We start from the raw sequence: 20,992 nt of genomic DNA on the forward strand, positions 1-20,992 counted from the left end.
CTCTCATTTCACGTTTCCTTCCCTTGGAATTCTAATTTCCGTGCAACACAAAATGCCACAATTCATAACAAAGTATCCCAACAGGCGTACAAGGAAATTGGGATACTTGAAATAAACTGTGGCATTCGTTCTCTTTTATCCGATGACCAAGTCGCTCTAAGACTCCCATCTTCTCCAAGCGGGACTTAAGAGCGACTAGGTCCCTGTATAAGTGCGACAAAAGATTCAGGTGGAGTTAAAACTCCATCTGAATCAAGTCTTCTTTATAAATAAGCTGCGAGCTAAATGTCTATATCAAAGCTATATCTTAAGACTCTTGTTGAAAAAGTGCTGTAGATAAATAGCGCTCTCCTGAATCAGGCAATAAGACAACAATATTTTTCCCTTTATTCTCAGGACGTGCTGCGATCTGAACAGCTGCATAAACTGCTGCACCGCTTGAAATCCCCACCAGCAAGCCTTCTGTTTTAGCAAGTTCCCTGGAAGTCGCAAAAGCATCTTCATTATGAACACCAAAAATTTCATCTACAACATCAAGGTTAATTACAGCAGGGACAAATCCAGCACCAATGCCTTGAATTTTATGAGGACCTGGCTTGCCGCCTGATAAAACAGGTGAATCAAAAGGTTCAACAGCAATAATCTTAACACTTGGTTTCTTTTTCTTTAGTACTTCAGCCACACCTGTGACCGTGCCGCCAGTACCTACACCAGAAATAAAGATATCTACTTCTCCATCCGTGTCTCTCCAGATTTCTTCAGCAGTAGTCTGCCTATGTATTTCCGGATTGGATGGGTTCTTAAATTGTTGTAGGATAATGGAGTTGCTATTTTCTGCAGCCAATTGCTCTGCCTTACCGATAGCTCCTTTCATCCCTTCTGCCCCAGGAGTTAATACCAGTTCAGCGCCTAAAGCTTTTAAAAGATTCCGTCTTTCGATACTCATTGTATCTGGCATACACAATACTAATTTATAGCCTCGTGCTGCAGCTACAAAGGCTAAAGCAATACCAGTGTTACCGCTAGTAGGTTCAATTATTATTGTATCTTTATTAATTAATCCCTGCTTTTCTGCATCCGCAATCATAGCGTAACCAATACGATCTTTTACACTGCTGAGCGGATTGAAGTACTCTAATTTAGCAATTACTTTTGCAGCCAAGCCCTTTTCACCATTATATTTAGTAAGTTCCAGCAGCGGCGTATTGCCAATAAGATCAGTCAACTGTTTTGCAATCTTAGCCATGTTACACGACCTCCATTTTTTATTTTTATATTTATTTTTTTGACAGAAAAGAAAAAGGCTAAGGAAGTCCTACAAAAGAACAATTCCTTAGCCTTCAGTTTTCTGATCGGCTAACTAATAATATTATAAGTATATTAAATCATAAATACTCCACTTTGTCAACTTAATATTTTATTTTAAAAAGTAAAATTGCGTTGAAATACGAGTCTTGACCTGTGAAATTTCACCTATGTCACTTGCTTTTATATACCATCACCATAAATACCTTCTACCTCTGGAAAACGCCGTTTTTCTGTTTTTTCAATCTGCACTGCCTTACCATCCTTGATTTTTACAACTAGTTGACCATATTGTAAATGCGATAATTCCCCTAAAATTTTTTTACGAAGAAGGTTAATTTCTTCTGTATTCTTTTTCCCTTGCTGAAAGTTCTTCTGACTAGAAATAATAATTTTTTCTGTACGTTCAATTTGAATAATATGTCCGTCTTGAACAATTAGAACAATCTCACCAAAACTAATATTTTGTATACTCTGATCAATTACTGCTAATGCTTTTGCAGGAAATGAGATTTTTTCTTGCATACTCTTACTCCTCCATTGCCGATGTTAAATCTGCCAAAAGATCATTTGCATCTTCTAAACCTACAGATAATCGCAATAAACCATCACTGATACCTAGTGCCTGGCGAACATGAGGTTCAATGGCTGCATGAGACATGGATACAGGATAAGACAAAATAGATTCCACACTGCCAAGACTAACAGCAACTGCTGACAGCTTCACATTCCGCATAATTCGCTTTGCTAGCGCAGCGGATTCCACTTCAAATGATAATACAGCACCAAATCCTGCAGCTTGCCCTTTTAATAATTCATATCCGGGATCTTCTGATAAGCCCGGGTAGTGAACAGCTTTTACATTTGGATGTTCAGCTAGTGCTTTAGCAATTTTTAATGCTGCCTGTTGTGAATGATCCATTCTCACTTTCAATGTTTTGATTCCCCTCATTGTTAACCAACAATCTTGAGGTCCCAAAACGGCACCTAATGCATTTTGCAAAAAATACAATTCATCGGCAAGTTTTTTACTATTGGTTGCAATCAATCCAGCTACTACATCACTATGCCCAGCTAAAAACTTAGTGGCACTATGCACTACAATATCGGCACCAAAGGTTAATGGTCTTTGTAAATAAGGTGTCATAAAAGTATTATCTACAATGGTAATAATACCTTTGCTCTTTGCCCAAGCACAAATTTGCGGCAAATCACTTACTTTCAGCAAAGGATTTGATGGACTTTCCAATACGATCGCCTTTGTATTGCTTTTTACAGCTTTTTCAATTTCTTTTAAATCGGTAGTATCAACAAACGTATGATCAATTCCCCATTTACCACACACCTTGCTTAACAAGCGATAGGTACCGCCATACACATCCTTCGGTGCCAAGATATGATCTCCCTGCTGAAATAATAATAGTGCAGTTGAAACAGCAGCAATACCAGAGGCAAATGCAAAACCGGCAATTCCCTCTTCTAATTCAGCGATAGTTGTTTCCAGCGCCTTACGTGTGGGATTTCCCGACCGAGAATATTCATATTCTTGTGGCTGATCAATATTCTGATGAAAAGTGGAAACCTGATAGATCGGTGTACTTACCGCTCCCGTATGGGCATCTATTTCCACTCCGACATGCAATAATTTTGTAGCAAAATCTTTCTCTTTCACCTTATTCACCTCTTAAAGATTCTATGACTGGTACTTTTTTTCTATAACGATGGGTTTTAATCTGCTAATGCTTGTTCTAAGTCATTAATGATATCATTGGCATCTTCAATTCCGATTGATAAGCGTAATAAACAATCCGATATTCCCAAACGTTCACGAACCTCAATCGGCACGTCAGCATGAGTTTGAACAGCCGGTAAAGTGATCAGAGATTCTACTCCACCAAGGCTTTCTGCAAAGCGAATCATTTGTACTTTACGCAGTACTTGCTTAACCCTTTCCGGATGATCTACTACAAAAGACAGCATACCGCCATAACCAGATGATTGACTATCATGTATATCTTTGCCTTGATGATCAGCTAATCCTGGGTAGTACACCTTAACAACTTTGGGATGACGAGTCAGCCACTGCGCAATAGTTTGCGAGTTTTCATTATGCTTTTCCATCCGCAATGCCAATGTTTTCATACTGCGAATCAATAGCCAACTATCATTAGGTCCCAAAATTCCCCCTGTTGAATTTTGGATGTAACGTATCGAGGCACCTAAATCGGCATCCCGAGCAACAACTAATCCGCAGACCAAGTCGTTATGACCCGCTAAATACTTACTGCCACTGTGAATTACCACATCAGCTCCCAAATCTAAGGGACGTTGAAAATATGGTGTTAAGAACGTATTATCAACGATAATATGAATATTGTTTCCTTTGACTAATTTTACAATAGCACGAATATCGACAATCTTCATTAACGGATTGGTAGGTGTTTCTACCAATATTGCTTTAGTAGCAGGTGTAATACTCTGTGCAACTTCTTCTATGTTACTGCCATCTACAAAACTTACTGTTAAGCCAAAATTACTAAATATTTTATCAATGACCCGATATGTACCACCATAGCAGTCTTCTACAACCACCAAGTGATCTCCGGTTTTATATAACATTAATATAGCCGTAATCGCAGCCATCCCCGAAGCAAATGCCAAACCGACTGCACCATTTTCCAGTGTAGCAATCCCTTCTTCTAATACTTTTCTTGTTGGGTTCTGGCTACGAGTATAATCAAACCCCGTGCTCTCACCAAGAGCGGGATGACGAAATGTTGCTGATTGATATACAGGAGTGCTTATTGCTCCCGTTTTTTCATCTGTACAGACCCCAATATGCACAATTTTTGAATCTAGTTTCATAAATACCTCCTGAATCTTTATTTTTTAAAATTAAATAAACCCCTTTCCGAGGAAAGAGGTTTATTTAAAGCAACCATCTTCCTCTTATCTGTCAGGATTCTCATCCTGCTGGAATTAGCACCACTGCATTACTGCCGGTTGCTGGGTGTCATCGGGCCAGTCCCTCGACCACTCTCGATAAGAGCTTATTCATTTTTAAGATTATACCATATGGTATTCTATGTGGTCAATATTCCATTTACACTTTTAATGCCTTTTAGCGATTTTAGTTTTAATTTTGTTAATCAACTCAGCGAATAAAACATATAAAACGAATTGAACCACAAAGACGCAAAGGACACAAAGGGGTCTATATACTTTGACTAGGAACAGAAAACTTCAATCTTTCTGGGTAGTATCGTAACGCTAAGAGGCAACTTGGGACCCAGTTCTCCATCTAAGTCGCTTTCTACTTCTTCAGCACATTCTATATAAATAGTTTCCGCCTGTAGACAAGTAACATATTTACTATTACAGTGAATACCTTTTAAAAAGCTAATAAACAAACTCATCAACTCAGGCAGATTACACTTTTTCACAATAAGTACGTCCAATTTTCCATCATCAATTTTAGCATGAGGTACCAAATTAGGAAATCCGCCAACAGTACCACTATTCATTATTAAAAATAAAAAAATATCTTCCTCAATGATTTGCTGTTCTGTAATAATTCGCATTTTTAATGCTTTAAAATTAGGTAATTCTCCAAGTCCCTTTAAATAATATGCAATTTTCCCCAACGTGTTTTTCAGCATACTATCTGCATTATGAGCTACTGATGTCATCAATCCAGCACTAGCAACATTGAAAAAGTATTCATCATTGACTTTACCTACATCAATCCTCTTACGCTGTCCCTTTGTAATTGTCTCTACACAAGTATCAATATTTTTATCTAACTGCAAATACGCTGCAAAATCGTTAGATGTACCACTTGGTATAATACCTAGAGGCAGGTCTATTTCCTGTCTGAGCATATTATTTATTACACTATGGATGGTACCATCCCCACCGGATACGATAATACCATCTACAGCAATTTCTTTTACCAGCATGATAAAAGCATCACTCTCTTGCTCATTGCTAACCCTGAGGGGAATTATGATACAATCTTCTTTTTGAAAAGCCTCAATTACATTGTCCAATTTAAATTTAAAACTAGCATCACCTGATATTGGATTATATACAAGGATAAATTTTCGCAATATGATTCCTCCTCCTTGCCCCAATCACTACTATGTATAATAGAATACATACCTTATTATTGTAATTCATTCTTCAGTAGAAAGTCTACAACAATTATCCGATAACTAAATTTTCGAACGACCTAACCCAGCAATCATAATCATCTGTAAAATCCTCCAAATCCCTCTCATCCTAATCCAATTGTAGATATTTCCTGTTTACATAATACATATTCTCTAGTATCATTATTCTAGTCAGTAACGTTACCAGTTGATTAATAATTTAGAGATTATTAGCTCCTGAAGCCGTTTCTGACAAATCGTACATTGGACTAGGAGGTCATTATATGAAGAAATATTGTATGCCTATCATACTTCTTATCCTTTTCACCTTTTCTTTTACACTGATCATGCCTACAACGCTTGCTATGGCGGCTTCGCCTTTGAATACAGTCACGCAAACATCCTCTTCAAATTCAAAGAACAGCAGTTCTTCCTTTAATCTTCTTAATGTTCTAATTGGCATGTTATTAGGAAATTTATTAGGAAAGAACAATACATCTGAAAATCCTAACGTTAACATTAAGCCAGTGCCATTTCAAGGAACGGATAGCAATTCAACAACTAGTTCCTCAAAAGGAGATGCAATTATTGCTACCGCGAAAACCTATATGGGAGTTCCTTATGTTTTTGGCGGAGAATCTCCCACTTCAGGACTTGACTGTTCTAGCTTTACACAACTTGTTATGAAGAAAAATGGAATTACCCTTCCTCGGACAGCAGCCGAACAATACAATCAAGGTACTGCTGTAGATAAAGAGGATTTACAAATTGGTGACTTAGTATTTTTCACCACCTATAAACCTGGAGCATCTCATGTAGGGTTTTATATGGGTGATCAACAATTTATTCACGCAAGTTCGGCAGCGAAACAAGTAACGATCAGCTCTTTAGATGAGGCTTATTACACTGAACATTATATCGGATCACGCCGCTATATTAAGTAAGACAAACCCTCAAAGTAAATTCCGTACCACATAAACATGGTGCGGAATTTACTTTTTCATTTAACAGCGATTTGGCTAGGAACTCTGTTGCCTTTTGCCATAGGTGTCTTCCAAGACATTACACTTTATAACCTCTTTTTTTGCCGGTATAATGGTCCATTGTTATTTTGTACACAACTGTTTGATCTTTTGCTTTTTCAATATAAACATCACCTTCGGGCACAAAGTTAATACTATATTTCTGTATAAAACCTTTCAGGATTTTTCCCTTTTCGTCCTTTTCTTCTACTCTACTGACCGTCCCAAATACGACCACACTTTCATAATCAGTAGAAAACTGTTCTGGCACAACATTCGTTCTTCCCACCACAGTAAAACATATTTTAGAATTCAAAGCAATATTTTCTAATTTATGACCGTCCAAAGCACAATGAAAATAGATATAATTGTTACTAACTACATAGTTTAGCGGTATCGCATAAGGCTGTCCATCACGATCAACAGTCGCTAAAATACCATAACTGCTTTGAGATAGGAGATCATAGGCTTCTCCCTGTTCCATTTTTCGATCCTTTCTTCGCATATCCATTATGCTTATCACCCCAAAAATTTTATTTATCTAACTTTCCTTTATAAAGGCGAGACGGAAGAGCAGAGTAAGATCAACGATCCGATGGTAACTCTTCTTTTACATCACTAACTAATAAATAGACTCCACCTTTATGAGGAATTAGAGGATGCTCTTGTATATCAATATGTTTTACGATTCTAAAACCATTGCGTTCATAGGTTCTTCTAGCAACAGTATTATCAGCCATAACCATTAAACTCAATTGGCTGTATCCATTCTCTCGCGCTCTTTGTTTTGTTAATGTAATCAGCTTACTGCCGATACCCGTACCGCGGAATTCTTCATCTACATAGATAGAATCTAAGAACCAGCTATTATCTACCTTTGAATTATAAAACTCTTTTAAAACTTCTAGTCGATCACTAGGGAAAAAACTTCTGGTACTATCAGTAATGCCATGGAATTTAGATGAATAGGAATAAACAATTCCTATGATATCACCTTGATACTCTGCAACCGTTGCATTTTCATAAGAATCAGTACCTTGTTTCTCTTCTATCGACTTTCCCATCACTTCGGTTCTTGTATGTGGACCTAATAAATCGTGAAAGAGAAATTCCATAATTCCACCTGAGGCACGATCAATTCCTTCAGCAATTTTTAAACTATCTTCCAGCTTTCCTGTGCGATATAATATTTCTTCCATAATCACATATCTCTCCAATCTAGAATAGTATCATACTTCTATAAGAATTCATAAAGAAGCCCAATATCCATTATTATATTGGATATCATTATACAATATTTTGATAATACAAGAAAGAGGCATTTGGCAGCTCGCTAGCGAGCTGCCAAATGCCTCTTTTAATAGAAATTACTACTTATGATTGTGCAAGTCTTTTATAAGTTGCTAATCTTTCCTTAGCATCTTTTTCTGTTTTCGCAAATAAGGCATCAGCTAAATCTGGATATTGTTTCTTAAGGGATGCAAAACGCACTTCACCCATCAAGAATTCTTGGAAGTTAGCTGTTGGCTCTTTGGAATCCAGAATGAATGGATTCTTATCTTCTTCTTTTAATGTTGGGTTATAGCGATACATTCCCCAATATCCGCATTCTACGGCATTTTTAATTTCAAGCTGACTAAAGCCCATACCTTTTCTCAAACCATGGCTTATGCAAGGAGCATATGCAATGACAAGAGATGGACCTGGATATGCTTCTGCTTCAGCAATTGCTTTTAAAGTCTGATTTTTATCAGCGCCCATAGCAATTTGTGCAACATACACATAACCATAGCTCATAGCCATCATACCAAGATCTTTCTTCTTCGTGGTTTTACCGCTAGCAGCAAATTGCGCAATTGCAGCAGCTGGAGTGGACTTGGAAGCCTGTCCGCCAGTATTCGAATAGATTTCAGTATCAAGTACCAAAACATTCACATCTTCACCAGATGCCAATACATGATCCAAACCGCCGTAGCCGATATCATAAGCCCAGCCATCGCCACCAAAGATCCATTGTGATCTTTTCACCAAGAAATCTTTATTTTTATCAATTTCATTCAATAAAGCATTGTCGCCTTTTTCTGCAGCTACAAGACTAGCCACAAGGTTTGCTCTGGAACGACTTGCTTCACCGCTATCTTTATGCTCCAACCAATCTGCCAAAGCAGCTTTTAGTTCCGCACTAATATTAAGTTCAATAGCTTCTTTAACCGTAACCGCTAATTTATCTCTCAGTGCTTTTACACCTAAATGCATACCAAGACCAAATTCAGCATTATCTTCGAATAAGGAATTCGCCCATGCTGGACCATGTCCTTCATGATTTGTTGTGTATGGTATCGATGGAGCACTACCACCCCAGATGGATGTACAACCAGTAGCATTAGCAACCATCATGCGATCACCAAACAATTGGGTAACAAGTTTAACATAAGGAGTTTCGCCGCAGCCTGCGCAAGCACCAGAGAATTCTAACAATGGCTGTTCAAATTGGCTGCCTTTTACAGTATTCTTTTTCAGAGGATTTTCTTTAGGTGAAATATTAGCAAGATAATCCCATAATTTCACTTCATGTAATTGTGTATCCAACGGTTTCATAATCAATGCTTTTTCTTTTGCAGGACATACCTGTGCGCAGTTGCCGCAGCCAGTACAATCAAGAGGAGAAATAGCAAGTCTGAAATGCAAGTCTTTTACACCAACAGCTGCTTTTGCAGTAAAGCCTTCAGGTACATTTTTCATCTCTTCTTCATTCACTAAGACAGGTCTGATTACAGCATGAGGGCATACGAACGCGCACTGATTACATTGGATACATTTGTCCATTTGCCATTCAGGAACATTAATTGCAATACCACGTTTTTCAAAGGCAGATGTTCCAAGAGGGAAAGTACCATCTTCCATGCTGCCAATAAAAGCACTCACTGGTAATGAATCGCCTTCTTGTCTATTCATTGGTACAAGGATTTTTTCAATAAATTCAGGTACTTGCTTTTGATTCGCATTGCTGCAAGCACAAGCAAAATGAGCTTCATCTTTTATGCTGTCACTAGCAGTTTTCCAGCTTTCTGGAATGGTAACTTTGACAATGGATTCCACGCCTTTATCAATAGCAGCATTATTCATGTCAATCACTTTTTGACCTTTATTACCATAAGAACCAACAACTGCATCTTTTAAGTAGTTAACCGCATCTTCAACTGGAATAATATGAGCAATTTTAAAGAACGCAGACTGCATGATCATGTTGATTCTGCCGCCCAATCCAATTTCTTGCGCAATTTTGACAGCATTCAGTGTGTAGAAGTTAATATTGTTTTGTGCAATATAACGTTTCATAAAGCCTGGCAATTTTGTTTCTAATTCTTCTTGGTCCCAAATGCAATTGAGCAAGAAGCTGCCATTTGGTTTTAATCCAACTAATACATCATATTTATCTACATAGGATTGATTATGGCAAGCTACAAAATCAGCTTTGTTAATTAAATATGGAGATTTGATTGGTTTTTTACCAAATCTAAGATGGGAAACTGTAATACCGCCAGATTTTTTAGAATCATAAGCGAAATAAGCTTGTGCGTACATATCCGTTTTATCGCCGATAATTTTGATTGCGCTCTTATTCGCACCAACCGTGCCATCTGAACCAAGACCCCAGAACTTACAAGCTTTTGTTCCTTCAGGAGTCGTATCAACATCTGCAGCAGTTGGCAAAGATTTGAAGGTTACGTCATCAACAATACCAATGGTAAATCCATCTTTAGGTGCTTCGACTTTTAAATTTTCATAAACGGCAACAATATGAGCAGGTACTACATCTTTAGAGCCAAGTCCATATCTTCCGCCTACAATCACAGGGTGAGTTCCACGATTATAGAAGGCTGTTTTTACATCAAGATATAAAGGTTCAGCCAAAGAACCAGGCTCTTTTGTTCTGTCAAGAACAGCAATCTTTTTTACTGTTTCAGGGATATACTTAAAGAAGTGTTCAATGGAGAATGGTCTATACAAATGAACATTCAATAAACCAACTTTTTCACCATTTGCATTCAAATAATCTACCGTTTCTTCAATCGCTTCACAGGCTGAACCCATAGCAATAATCATTCTATCCGCATCTGGTGCACCATAATAATTAAAGAGATGGTAATCTCTACCGGTAATCTTATTAATCTCAGCCATGTAATTTTCTACGATTTCAGGTAACGCATCATAATATTTATTAGAAACTTCTCTTTCTTGGAAATAAATATCAGGATTTTGTGCAGTACCACGAAGTACTGGATGATCAGGATTCAATGCATTTCTTCTGAAAGTATCTACATCATTTACATCTAACAATTTAGCTAGTTCATCATATTCGATGGTTTCAATTTTTTGTATTTCATGAGAGGTTCTAAAACCATCAAAGAAATTGATAAAAGGAACTTTCCCTTTTAATGCTGCTAAATGTGCAACAGCACTCAAATCCATAACTTCTTGCACGCTGCTTTCAGCAAGCAATGCACAGCCAGTTTGTCTAGCGGCCATAACATCCTGATGATCGCCAAATATATTAAGCGCATTGGTAGCCAATGCTCTAGCACTAACATGGAAAACAGCTGGAAGTAATTCCCCAGCAACTTTATACATGTTAGGAATCATAAGCAAGAGACCTTGAGATGCAGTGTAAGTCGTAGTCAAAGCACCTGCTTGTAAAGAACCGTGCACTGCACCAGCAGCACCAGCCTCTGACTGCATTTCCATAACTTTTACGGTTTGTCCAAAAAGGTTTTTCTTTCCTTGAGCCGACCATTCATCAACAGCTTCTGCCATAGGTGAAGATGGGGTAATTGGAAAAATTGCCGCCACATCTGTAAAGGCATAAGAAATATAAGCTGCAGCAGTGTTCCCGTCCATTGTCTTCATTTTTCTCATAAGTATCTCCTTCTTTCTCTTTATGTTACTAAATGCGACAAGCAATATTGTATACAATATTCATAAATTTTCTTCATGAATCCATACAAAATTACTTCACCACAATTTTCTACTCAGTTATCATTCGACATTGAAATCAAAATTCCTATATAACTACAAAAAAAATATTTTTTTTTTTGCAAACTTTATTGACATTTGCTAAATTTTCTGATAAATTATAAGTTCTATTATTCACTTATTCTTTCTACAAATTGTGAATTTGCAAATTATCTAGACCATTTTCACCAAACTCTTTATGGTATTCTTGATGAAAAGACATCTCTTTTTCAAATCGTTCGCTAATAGACATTTGTAAAATGGCTTCCTCACCATATTTTTTGATAAAATCCCTTCTGGCAAGTCTTTCAATTAACTCCTCCCAAAAAGTAGCGTTTTCAAAATTCTCAATATGTTTTACGATTTGACTATGTGTTGTAAATTCTTTATTAAGAAAATGCTCTCCTGTTTTTTCGTTTCTTTCCACCATCTCTTCCATCCCAAATTCATTTGCTAAAGCCAGTATCTTTTGTTCCAATTCTTTATAGGCTTTTCTTTCTCCGTTCTTTCTTCTGAATGAGCATGTAGTACCCAGTCACTTAGGTACACCATATCCAAAAACAACTGATACTCTTTTTTAGTGATATTAATCTTCATATTTTCTCCCTTTTTTTAAAAAATACATAATCTATTTAGCTATCTTTATCTAAAAATCCTGCTATAAGCAAAAACCTTATACGCAGGGAAACGGTCCTAAAAAAATAAATAGCCTAACTCTTAATAAGTTAAGGCTATTTACTCTCAGAGTTTACAATTTTATATACTTTCCTCGTTTTGCTCTTTCCGGCAGTCCAGGTGAATCCTTCCCTCGCTGTGTTACTTCCTCTACTGGAATATGAAGTTCACGAGCAATGATTTCCTTTACCCGCGAGAGACAAAATCCACTTTGGCATTTGCCCATACCTGCTCTTGTACGCCTCTTAATCGCATCGATGGATTTGATCGCGATGTTACGGTGCAGAGCATCAATAATCTCAGTTTCAGTTACCTGCTCACATCTACAAATAATATGCTCATCAGGATTTGTCGAATTTATATCGCCTTTGAAGTTTTCATCTTTTACTTGAATGATAGGCTTACGATACGCCATAAAATCCTTCTTATTTTTCAGTTCCAAACCTGCCAGCTTTAGTAGCCCAACGACTTTTAAAGCAATGGCTGGGGAAGCTGTAAGCCCTGGAGAGTCAATACCTATCAAATTAATAAATCCGGCTACGCGGCTCTCTTCAATAATCCAATCTTTTTTACTGGAATTAGGACGATTCCCAGCAAAGGATGTAATTGCTTGTTTCATATCAAAATCAGGCACGGACATTCTAGCTGTTTTCACTATGTTTTCCAATACGTCCTCCGTTGTACCTACGTCATCTTTATCATTGATCTCTTCCGCATTCGGGCCTACCATCAGATTGCCGTGATATGTAGTCGTTACCAAGATTCCTTTTCCCAGTTCAGTAGGCACTTGAAAGATTACAGAATTAGCCAGATAATTTTGTTCTTTATCTAATAAAACATATTGACCCCTGCGAGGAATAATATGAAAATCATCAATACCGATCAAACTGGAAATTTTATCACAATATATGCCAGCGGCATTGATAACATATTGGGTTTGTATTTCTCCCTTATTCGTAGCTACTTTAAAATAATCATCTACCTTTTCAATTCCAACCACGGCAGTATTTAATTTTAATTCAACCCCATTTGTTATCGCATTTTCCGCCAAGGCAATAACAAACTCATAAGGAGAAGTTACACCTGCATTCCTGCAATAAAGAGCAGCCTTTACCTCCTTACTCACATAAGGTTCTAGCTCTCTTACTTTTTCTCCATCAATAATGGCAAGCCCACCAACACCATTTTTTATACCATATTGATATAGTTTTTCTAATGTTTTCATATCCTCATCGCGAAAAGCCAATACTACGGAACCTGTTTCTCGATAGCCGAAATTCAATTCTTTATTTAACTGTTCGTACATTCGATTCCCTTTTACACATAACTCTGCTTTTAGAGTACCTGGTTCATCCGAGTAGCCACCATGGACAATCCCGCTATTTGCTTTCGATGCACCACAGCTCACGTCTTCTTCTTTTTCTACAAGACATACACGTACCTGATATTTTGCTAATTCCCGCGCGATATTCGTCCCTACAACCCCAGCACCAATAATACATATATCATACATGCTACATCCTCCTCAATTGCTGAATTGTATACTATCCTGGATTGATTTTAGCAACTATTTTAGTTCCTTTTTAACTGGTTAAACGCCATTTTATATCCGTTTAATTGTCTGAATAGTTTAATACTAACAAATGAGGCATTAATATGCAAGATTGATTTTATTGACGATACAAGTAAGAAAATTAAACATTTCACCATCGATAATAAAGTCGTTCCTAGCAATATAGCCCTACTTAACAAAACCAACACCTGATGTAATTCTTGCTGCTAATTAGGGAAATTGGCAATATAGCAGTCTATGAATTAATTGAGTCGCCAGAAGCTTGAGACTACTCTTTATTTAAACTAAAGAAACAGGTCTGCATTACTGTTAACAATAATGCAGACCTGTTTCTCATTATGACAACGTGAAATTAGAGATGCCTTCCATTCTCATAATATTTATTTCGTTCTAGGACAATAAAAAATATTTCTACTTGCTCGTAACCAGCTCGTTTGATATTTTCCGTTAAACTAGCAGCCACTTTATCTTGAATGTCTTGTCCTCTATCAAACCAATTCACCTGCACCATAGGACATTCTGCAATTATATCTCCATCTTTAATCAAGGTGGAATCCACACATTCAATTCTAAAATAATCACGGGGACAACCAATAATCTCTTCCAGCTCATTTACCAGTTGTGTACTGATATTTTGTATCTCTTTTACTTTCATACCTTTAATAAGAAATTGCGGCATTTCATTCTCCCCCTTTCGTATTTATTATGTTCATTTATTTACTAACTTGAACGACTAATCCTACTGCTGCCTCCTCTGGTTCTTTCACAAATAAAGTTAATATAAATCCAATAACTGGCAAACAGGCTAATACCGTAAAAATTAGAGGCATTCCCCAAACATCAGCCACTTTTCCCAATGCCAGTACTCCCATTGCACCTAATCCTACACTTAAACCAATCGTTAATCCCGAAGCCATCCCTACATTATTGGGCATCATTCTTTGGGCTAAGATCAAGCTGCTGGTAAAGGTTGCAGATAATAATATACTAGCAAGAGACAGCACAACAAAGGCTCCAATATCACCAGCAATAGGGAATAAATACAATAGAAGAGAAATGGGTAAAATCGAATAGATCATTACACGTTTACTGCCGTAACGATCACTCATCGCACCGCCCATCAGCGTCCCAAAAGCACTCGTCGCTAAATACACGGTTAGCAAAGAACTCGCATATATCTCACTGCCATGTAAATATGATACATAATATAGAGGTACAAAGGTACTAATACCCGCAGCAACTGTTGATCTTGACAGTACCATCCCTAAAAGTGATAGCAAAGGCCAATTGATAGACGCCCTAAAGCTTTTCAGGCTCCCAGGCTGTTTGGCTTCTGGTCTAACTAAATTCCGCGTCATTTGTATCAAAGGAATTCCCAGTAATACATAAGGCAAAATATAAAGAAGCACTTTCATACTGAATCCGCCGTACAATAGTGTCGCTAATAGCAATGAACCTACGGCAAAACCCGCATTGCCTCCTACAGCAAATAAACTGACTCCTTTGCCTTTCGCTTTGCCACTTAATTGGCTGGCAGTCTTAGCCGCCTCTGGATGAAATGCTGCCATACCAAGCCCTGCAATCGCCGTAAATAACAATGTAAGATAATAGTGAGGAGCCCACAATGAAGCCAACATCGCCACTCCTGAAAGCAAACAGCCGGCAGGCATAAGCCAAGGCCGGGGGCTTCGATCACTGAAATATCCAAATAAAGGCTGACTAGCAGAGGATGTTAAATTCTGCATAAGGGCAATCGCACTTACTTGGGCATAGGTTAAAGCAAACTTTGCTTTTAAAAAGGGTAACGCTACTAATAAAGCACCTGCAGACAAATCGGTAACACCATGAGCAATAGCAACAATCCACAAGGCTTTAGGAAGCTTGGAAACAATGGAAAACAATATGATCACTCCTAAAAAATATTAATATATTTTTCACAATTGGTCTACTCTATAATAAAGACCTAATTCTGGTGAAATTTTAACTTTCGTGAGATCTTACTACTATTGCAAAGATAAACGCCTAAAATAGTTTGTTCACGGATAGATATCTAGCACTTCATCTGCACTAAAAGCTCTGTTACTTTAGTACAGATGAAGTACTAGAAATTTGGTGAATAAGAGGGAGATAACAAATGAACTGGAATGATTTTTTACGAGATACTTGGCAAACAACTCTAATTTTTGTTACTTTATTGATTCTTACCCGCCTACTAGACAAAACCCAAGTGGGACAGCTAACCTTTTACGAATATGTCAGTGGTATTACTATAGGATCACTTGCCGCTACCATTGCTGCATCCGATCCCGATAAAATATGGAGTAATTATTATGATCTAATCCTATTTGTAGTACTTACTTACATCATTTCCCTCTGTGCTTTAAAAAGCCGACCATTTCGAACACTGATTGAAGGTTCACCCAGCATTTTAATCGAAAACGGTCGTATCATTAAAGAAAATATGAAATCTCTCCGTTTTGATCTAGACGAGCTGAATGCCTTACTACGAAGCAAAGATGTTGTCGATATAAGTGAGGTACAGTATGCAATTCTTGAAACAACAGGAGAAATGAGTATTATTAAAAAATCAGGTTTCCAGCCGTTAACTAAGAGTGATATGAATATCCATCTCCCTGATCCTATACTTCCTGTAGAATTGATTATGGACGGTGAGATTATCGAAGAAAATTTAAAGAAACAAAATCTTACTCACACCTGGCTAGAAGAACAATTGTCAGCTCGAAATATTAAAAGTGCCTCTCATGTCATGTACGGAGTCATGGATTCAAAAGGACAATTATTTATAAGCGCCAAAGGCAGCCATCAAGATTAACTGAAAACTCATTTCGATTACTGCCATTTTAGCTGATAGATTAATAGAATCGCCATGCCGACTGCAGTAGCAGACTTAATAATAATACCAAAAATTTGTCCTTTTACCACACTTATAGCCACTTTTTTAGCTTGTGTTAAATCTTTGGTTTTACTATACTCTGCTAGCACAGTAACAATAAATGCCCCTAATAAAGCGCCTAACAAAGAACCGATAATCGGCAATAAGGCCGTTCCCCCTATCCCTCCCACAATCGTGCCGAGAAAGGGAGCGAGCATTGCTCTTTTCGATGCTTTTTCTTTTTTTGCACCAATTAACCCTGCCACAAATTCAATAATCTCTCCAATAATAAAAATACCAAATACAATCACCAAAACAGCATAATCCATCCTATCAAAATGATCATAATAGCCATATGCCAGCCCCGTCAATAAAATCAAGGTATTTCCAGGCAACCCCATTATGGTCATGACAACTCCGGCTAAGATGAAGAGAACACATAGTATACTAATGATCAGCCCTGTATATTCCACAGGCCACACCCTTTCGTTCAATGTTGTAATTTATAATATTCCCTCTTATCTTCTATTTTACCTTTTAACTAAATTATCGGACTTTTTCATATCACTTTCCCCTTCTTTATGTTACACTATATATAAGCTAAGAATCACTCTTATCTTAACAATAAATGGGGGTGTAGTGATGTTTAATAAAATTTTAGTTCCTGTTGATGGCTCTGAAGCCGCTTGGCGTGCCTTGGAATACGCCACTGCCTTAGGAGAAAAGTTTCATAGTACCATCACTATTGTTCATGTTGTTCAAGCTCATTATACACTACCAACAGTTGGAATCAATGGAGAAATTCCTTTTATTTCACTTAATATTCAAGAGGTAGAAGCAACAGGTTACAAAATCATTGAATTAGCAAAAGAGCGGATTGGTGACTACCCTACATTCGAAACAAACTTAGAGTTTGGTCATCCAGCGGAACGCATAATATCTTTGGCATCAAATAATGCCTATGATTTAATTGTAATTGGCTCCAGAGGCTTGAGTGGCATTAGCGAATTCTTTCTAGGAAGTATTAGTAATAATGTATCGCAATCTTCTCCTGTCCCAGTAATGATCATCAAATAATATACTATTTGTAATAAAAGCAGTCAGGATGATTTATGTATCCTGACTGCTTATTATATATGACAAAAAATTAATTAATAGGATTTTCTGATGCTTTTATCTTTTATATTTCTGTCCAAAGCCAATTGAATTAACCGATCGATCAGATCAGTATAAGAAATACCGCTAATTCCCCATAACTTAGGATACATACTTATTTTTGTAAAACCTGGAATCGTATTAATCTCATTGATCAAGACGTTATGTTCTTTCGTTAAGAAAAAATCAACACGAGCCATCCCTTCACAACACAATACCTGAAAGGATTTGATTGCTAACTCTTGTACCAATGCAGCTATTTCTTTTGGAATATCTGCAGGAATTTGAATCGCAGCTCCTTGATCGTCAATATATTTTGCAGCATAAGAATAAAACTCTTGCTGGGGAATAATCGCGCCCACTGCAGAAGCAATTGGAATTTCATTGCCCAATATGGCACATTCAATTTCTTGCCCTTCAATACACTCTTCTATTATAATTTTGTGGTCAAAGGCAAAGGCTTCTTTTATCGCCGCAAAAAGTTCGTCTTGCTGTTTCACTTTACTAATCCCCACTGATGAACCAAGACTAGCGGGTTTTACGAAAACTGGCAGTCCTAGCTGCTCCACCACAGCTTCAAAGTTTATCCCAGGCTGTTCCCACTGCTGATATGTCAAACTCTTCGCCACTGGAATACCAGCATCTCTAAGAAGACGTTTGGCAACATCTTTATCCATCCCAATTCCTGATCCTAAAGGACTTGGTCCCACAAAAGGTATATTGGCTAGGGTTAGCAATCCTTGCACGGTACCATCCTCTCCATATGTCCCATGGAGAATGGGAAAGACTACGTCAATACTTTTCGTAAATGTTTTTTCTGCAAAACAGATAAGCTGTTCTGAGTCCTTGCCCATCTGAAAAGCAACAGCCACGCCTTTGTGCTTTAACATAATGTCTTTAGGGCTATCCTCATTGATCAAGAAATCTTCTTGATCACATAAGAACCATTGCCCTCTTTTATCAATTCCGATTAAAGTAAGTTCGTATTTTTCCTTATTAATTGCATGTATAATATTTTTGGCCGACTGCAAAGAAACTTCATGTTCTGTTGAATTGCCCCCAAACAGTAACGCCACATTGATTTTCATCATTTTTTCAGCTCCTAACTATTCTTTCTCCTTAGTATAGTAATATTTTTCACTATAATGATTGCTAAAAATGCTCATATTATTGTAAAAAATGCTGTACAATAGTATCACAAGCGCTATACAGAAGGAAGGATGCTCTTCATGGAAATAGAAAGTAAGGAGATACATTATAAAAGGGGTTATTTGGATAAAGATTTTCAATTTTTCCATTTGAAAGATAACAAGAATATCCAGTTCGAATTTCATTACCATGATTTCAACAAAATTATTATTTTTATATCTGGCAAAGTAACCTACTTAATTGAAGGTAAGACATACAAATTAAAGCCTTGGGATATTCTCTTAGTAAACAACAATGAGATTCATAAGCCGATGATTGATCAAGGTGAAACCTACGAGCGCATTGTGATTTGGGTGAATTCAGCTTTTCTATTACAACATAGTGATAGTGAATGCAATTTGCAAAAATGCTTTGAATTAGCTGCTGAAAAAAAATTAAATTTACTACGGTTAGCACCTGATTTACTCATTGGGATAAAAGGGATTCTATCTCAATTGGAGGACTCTTGCAAAAGCCACGAATTTGGTAGTAAAGTGCTAAAGAACTCATTATTTTTGCAATATATTGTTCAGCTAAACAGACTGTATTTGGGCATTGACATTGACACTGAGTATCCAGACATTGAATACGATGAAACCATAGGGCGCATATTAGAGTATATCAATACTAATCTTAAAGAAGATTTATCCATGGACAATCTAGCTTCTATTTTTTATCTGAGTAAATACTATTTAATGCGTAAATTTAAACAACAAACAGGTTATACTGTCCATAATTATATTTTACAAAAAAGGTTAATCGCGGCAAATGCTCTAATTAAAAGAGGCAAGTCGATTACCACAACGTGTATTGAATGCGGGTTTGGTGATTATTCAAACTTTGTAAGGTCTTTTAAAAAATCCTTTGGGCTCTCACCGAAAAAGCACTACAAACTGTTCTTAGAACAAGAAAAATTGGCCAATCAACATCATCGACTTCATCAACCAAATATAACAGATTTATAACGGAGCCTTTAAAACCGGTTAGATCAGAAAGGTAAATACAAGCAAATATATGGGAGAAAATCCTCCTAGCATAATAACAAGTACCACGTCCATTGCCAGTGTGTCGAAAAGCCGTTCAAACATGAAACTGGTCAATGTAATTCTGATTACACCCCAAAAGAAAGGCAGCGCATAGACATGGATGCATTCTGAAAACCTTCATAAGTAAAAGCAAGCTCGTCATTCGTATCCTGTAACGCTGCAGCATATAAGAAAGGCAAATAATGATCATTGGTAGGTACGGACAATAAGGCTTCTTTACCCAGTTTTTCATATTCGATCAACGGCTGATGATTGCCAGCTACTAAATGTTCTTTGACTATATTATCAAAATGTACAGCCCAGTCAAAAGCTTTGGTCTCCATATCCCAATCTATCAAACGCAAATTGTGTACGATATTGCCGCTACCAATTATAAGGATGTCATGTTCCCGTAAAGGAGCCAGTTTTTTGGCTAATTCATAATGCTCCTGGGGTGTCTTTTGATGGTCGAGACTCATTGCCATTACAGGTATATCCGCTTTAGGATACATATGCTTTAAAACAGACCATGCCGCATGATCTAATCCACGTTGCTCGTCATATTGAACAGAGGCGTTCTCAAAGATAGATGCTACCTCTTCTAACTTTTTCGTAGCCCCTGGACATGCATAATGAATATCGTACAATTCCTGAGGAAAACCATAAAAATCATAAATTATTTCGGGCTGTTTATTGGTTGTAATATAGGTACCTTTTGTAAGCCAATGAGCTGATACGACTAAAATAGCTTTTGGTCTAGGAAGAGACTGTCCCAACTGTGCTAAACTAGCTGTATACTCATTCTCAAGGATGATATTCATGGGTGAACCGTGACCTAAAAATAATACGGGAGATTTTTTCATATTTAGCCGACCTCCTATGATTAAAAGTGTACTCTCAAAAACAACCATACACAACACAAGCAGGCAAAGGATGGGCATAACTATAAGAGTAGGTTCGGTAAAACATTGAATTGTTAGTTATGTTCATCC

Annotated in this window: 19 protein-coding genes and 1 riboswitch; of the genes, 4 read left to right on the forward strand and 15 right to left on the reverse strand. The window is 37.2% G+C overall.

All coding sequences use genetic code 11. The features are described 5' to 3' along the window. Positions 1-307 precede the first annotated feature (307 nt). The 5 genes from cysK to JBW_RS14525 all read right to left on the reverse strand — a co-directional run bounded on the left by cysK (position 308) and on the right by JBW_RS14525 (position 5,414). Positions 308-1,246 (reverse strand): cysteine synthase A, encoded by a 939-nt coding sequence (gene cysK / locus JBW_RS14505; RefSeq protein ID WP_007957689.1) that lies wholly within the window; start codon positions 1,244-1,246, stop codon positions 308-310. A 242-nt stretch (positions 1,247-1,488) separates the two neighbouring features. Further along, positions 1,489-1,830 (reverse strand): YezD family protein, encoded by a 342-nt coding sequence (locus JBW_RS14510; protein ID WP_007957690.1) that lies wholly within the window; start codon positions 1,828-1,830, stop codon positions 1,489-1,491. Positions 1,831-1,834: 4 nt separating this feature from the next. After that, positions 1,835-2,977 (reverse strand): trans-sulfuration enzyme family protein, encoded by a 1,143-nt coding sequence (locus tag JBW_RS14515; RefSeq protein ID WP_007957691.1) that lies wholly within the window; start codon positions 2,975-2,977, stop codon positions 1,835-1,837. Positions 2,978-3,033: 56 nt separating this feature from the next. After that, a complete protein-coding gene (locus JBW_RS14520) occupies positions 3,034-4,170 on the reverse strand; it encodes a trans-sulfuration enzyme family protein (protein WP_007957692.1) in 1,137 nt (378 codons plus the stop codon). Positions 4,171-4,251: 81 nt separating this feature from the next. Continuing rightward, positions 4,252-4,354: riboswitch (SAM riboswitch) on the reverse strand. A 178-nt stretch (positions 4,355-4,532) separates the two neighbouring features. Continuing rightward, on the reverse strand, positions 4,533-5,414 hold the full coding sequence (locus JBW_RS14525; protein ID WP_007957693.1) for a diacylglycerol/lipid kinase family protein: 882 nt from the start codon (positions 5,412-5,414) through the stop codon (positions 4,533-4,535). A gap of 326 nt (positions 5,415-5,740) precedes the next feature. On the opposite strand from JBW_RS14525, the gene JBW_RS14530 reads away from it, so the two are divergent. Then, entirely contained in the window at positions 5,741-6,400 is a 660-nt protein-coding gene (locus JBW_RS14530; RefSeq protein ID WP_007957695.1) for a C40 family peptidase, read from the forward strand. A 118-nt stretch (positions 6,401-6,518) separates the two neighbouring features. On the opposite strand, the gene JBW_RS14535 is transcribed toward JBW_RS14530, so the two are convergent. The 7 genes from JBW_RS14535 to JBW_RS14565 form a co-directional block, all read right to left on the reverse strand. Then, positions 6,519-6,989, reverse strand: a complete 471-nt coding sequence (locus JBW_RS14535; RefSeq protein ID WP_036681294.1) for a pyridoxamine 5'-phosphate oxidase family protein — start codon at positions 6,987-6,989, stop codon at positions 6,519-6,521. Between the two features lie 73 nt (positions 6,990-7,062). Then, complete coding sequence (locus JBW_RS14540) at positions 7,063-7,677, reverse strand: GNAT family N-acetyltransferase (protein WP_036681296.1); 615 nt, start codon at positions 7,675-7,677, stop codon at positions 7,063-7,065. A 175-nt stretch (positions 7,678-7,852) separates the two neighbouring features. Continuing rightward, positions 7,853-11,395: a pyruvate:ferredoxin (flavodoxin) oxidoreductase gene (gene nifJ, locus JBW_RS14545; RefSeq protein ID WP_007957706.1), complete on the reverse strand. Its 3,543-nt coding sequence runs from the start codon at positions 11,393-11,395 to the stop codon at positions 7,853-7,855. A gap of 244 nt (positions 11,396-11,639) precedes the next feature. After that, positions 11,640-11,969 carry a hypothetical protein gene (locus JBW_RS14550; RefSeq protein WP_144408446.1) on the reverse strand — a complete coding sequence of 110 codons (330 nt, stop codon included), beginning with the start codon at positions 11,967-11,969 and terminating at the stop codon, positions 11,640-11,642. A gap of 270 nt (positions 11,970-12,239) precedes the next feature. After that, positions 12,240-13,679: an NAD(P)/FAD-dependent oxidoreductase gene (locus JBW_RS14555; RefSeq protein WP_007957709.1), complete on the reverse strand. Its 1,440-nt coding sequence runs from the start codon at positions 13,677-13,679 to the stop codon at positions 12,240-12,242. A gap of 412 nt (positions 13,680-14,091) precedes the next feature. Further along, positions 14,092-14,418 (reverse strand): DUF1904 family protein, encoded by a 327-nt coding sequence (locus tag JBW_RS14560; protein ID WP_007957710.1) that lies wholly within the window; start codon positions 14,416-14,418, stop codon positions 14,092-14,094. Positions 14,419-14,452: 34 nt separating this feature from the next. Further along, complete coding sequence (locus JBW_RS14565) at positions 14,453-15,640, reverse strand: MFS transporter (RefSeq protein ID WP_007957711.1); 1,188 nt, start codon at positions 15,638-15,640, stop codon at positions 14,453-14,455. Positions 15,641-15,873: 233 nt separating this feature from the next. On the opposite strand from JBW_RS14565, the gene JBW_RS14570 reads away from it, so the two are divergent. Then, positions 15,874-16,572 carry a DUF421 domain-containing protein gene (locus JBW_RS14570; protein ID WP_007957712.1) on the forward strand — a complete coding sequence of 233 codons (699 nt, stop codon included), beginning with the start codon at positions 15,874-15,876 and terminating at the stop codon, positions 16,570-16,572. 17 nt (positions 16,573-16,589) lie between these two features. On the opposite strand, the gene JBW_RS14575 is transcribed toward JBW_RS14570, so the two are convergent. After that, on the reverse strand, positions 16,590-17,114 hold the full coding sequence (locus JBW_RS14575) for a DUF456 domain-containing protein (protein ID WP_235333788.1): 525 nt from the start codon (positions 17,112-17,114) through the stop codon (positions 16,590-16,592). Between the two features lie 160 nt (positions 17,115-17,274). Between JBW_RS14575 and JBW_RS14580 the strand changes: the two genes are divergently transcribed. Then, a complete protein-coding gene (locus JBW_RS14580; protein WP_007957714.1) occupies positions 17,275-17,709 on the forward strand; it encodes a universal stress protein in 435 nt (144 codons plus the stop codon). Positions 17,710-17,783: 74 nt separating this feature from the next. Here JBW_RS14580 and ddlA read toward each other — a convergent pair whose 3' ends face one another. Further along, positions 17,784-18,878 carry a D-alanine--D-alanine ligase gene (ddlA, locus tag JBW_RS14585; protein ID WP_007957715.1) on the reverse strand — a complete coding sequence of 365 codons (1,095 nt, stop codon included), beginning with the start codon at positions 18,876-18,878 and terminating at the stop codon, positions 17,784-17,786. 138 nt (positions 18,879-19,016) lie between these two features. On the opposite strand from ddlA, the gene JBW_RS14590 reads away from it, so the two are divergent. Continuing rightward, entirely contained in the window at positions 19,017-19,940 is a 924-nt protein-coding gene (locus JBW_RS14590) for an AraC family transcriptional regulator (RefSeq protein ID WP_007957717.1), read from the forward strand. Positions 19,941-20,086: 146 nt separating this feature from the next. Here JBW_RS14590 and ygiD read toward each other — a convergent pair whose 3' ends face one another. Beyond that, on the reverse strand, positions 20,087-20,863 hold the full coding sequence (ygiD, locus tag JBW_RS14595) for a 4,5-DOPA dioxygenase extradiol (protein ID WP_007957719.1): 777 nt from the start codon (positions 20,861-20,863) through the stop codon (positions 20,087-20,089). Between the last annotated feature and the right edge of the window lie 129 nt (positions 20,864-20,992).

It is taken from the genome of Pelosinus fermentans JBW45, from assembly GCF_000271665.2.
Lineage (GTDB): Bacteria > Bacillota > Negativicutes > DSM-13327 > DSM-13327 > Pelosinus > Pelosinus baikalensis.

Bases quoted from the DNA above. Each gene is read 5' to 3' on its own strand.
- cysK (WP_007957689.1), bottom strand. From the start codon at position 1,246: ATGGCTAAGATTGCAAAACAGTTGACTGATCTTATTGGCAATACGCCG.
- JBW_RS14510 (WP_007957690.1), bottom strand. From the start codon at position 1,830: ATGCAAGAAAAAATCTCATTTCCTGCAAAAGCATTAGCAGTAATTGAT.
- JBW_RS14520 (WP_007957692.1), bottom strand. From the start codon at position 4,170: ATGAAACTAGATTCAAAAATTGTGCATATTGGGGTCTGTACAGATGAA.
- JBW_RS14530 (WP_007957695.1), top strand. From the start codon at position 5,741: ATGAAGAAATATTGTATGCCTATCATACTTCTTATCCTTTTCACCTTT.
- JBW_RS14535 (WP_036681294.1), bottom strand. From the start codon at position 6,989: ATGGATATGCGAAGAAAGGATCGAAAAATGGAACAGGGAGAAGCCTAT.
- JBW_RS14540 (WP_036681296.1), bottom strand. From the start codon at position 7,677: ATGGAAGAAATATTATATCGCACAGGAAAGCTGGAAGATAGTTTAAAA.
- nifJ (WP_007957706.1), bottom strand. From the start codon at position 11,395: ATGAGAAAAATGAAGACAATGGACGGGAACACTGCTGCAGCTTATATT.
- JBW_RS14555 (WP_007957709.1), bottom strand. From the start codon at position 13,679: ATGTATGATATATGTATTATTGGTGCTGGGGTTGTAGGGACGAATATC.
- JBW_RS14560 (WP_007957710.1), bottom strand. From the start codon at position 14,418: ATGCCGCAATTTCTTATTAAAGGTATGAAAGTAAAAGAGATACAAAAT.
- JBW_RS14570 (WP_007957712.1), top strand. From the start codon at position 15,874: ATGAACTGGAATGATTTTTTACGAGATACTTGGCAAACAACTCTAATT.
- JBW_RS14580 (WP_007957714.1), top strand. From the start codon at position 17,275: ATGTTTAATAAAATTTTAGTTCCTGTTGATGGCTCTGAAGCCGCTTGG.
- ddlA (WP_007957715.1), bottom strand. From the start codon at position 18,878: ATGATGAAAATCAATGTGGCGTTACTGTTTGGGGGCAATTCAACAGAA.
- JBW_RS14590 (WP_007957717.1), top strand. From the start codon at position 19,017: ATGGAAATAGAAAGTAAGGAGATACATTATAAAAGGGGTTATTTGGAT.
- ygiD (WP_007957719.1), bottom strand. From the start codon at position 20,863: ATGAAAAAATCTCCCGTATTATTTTTAGGTCACGGTTCACCCATGAAT.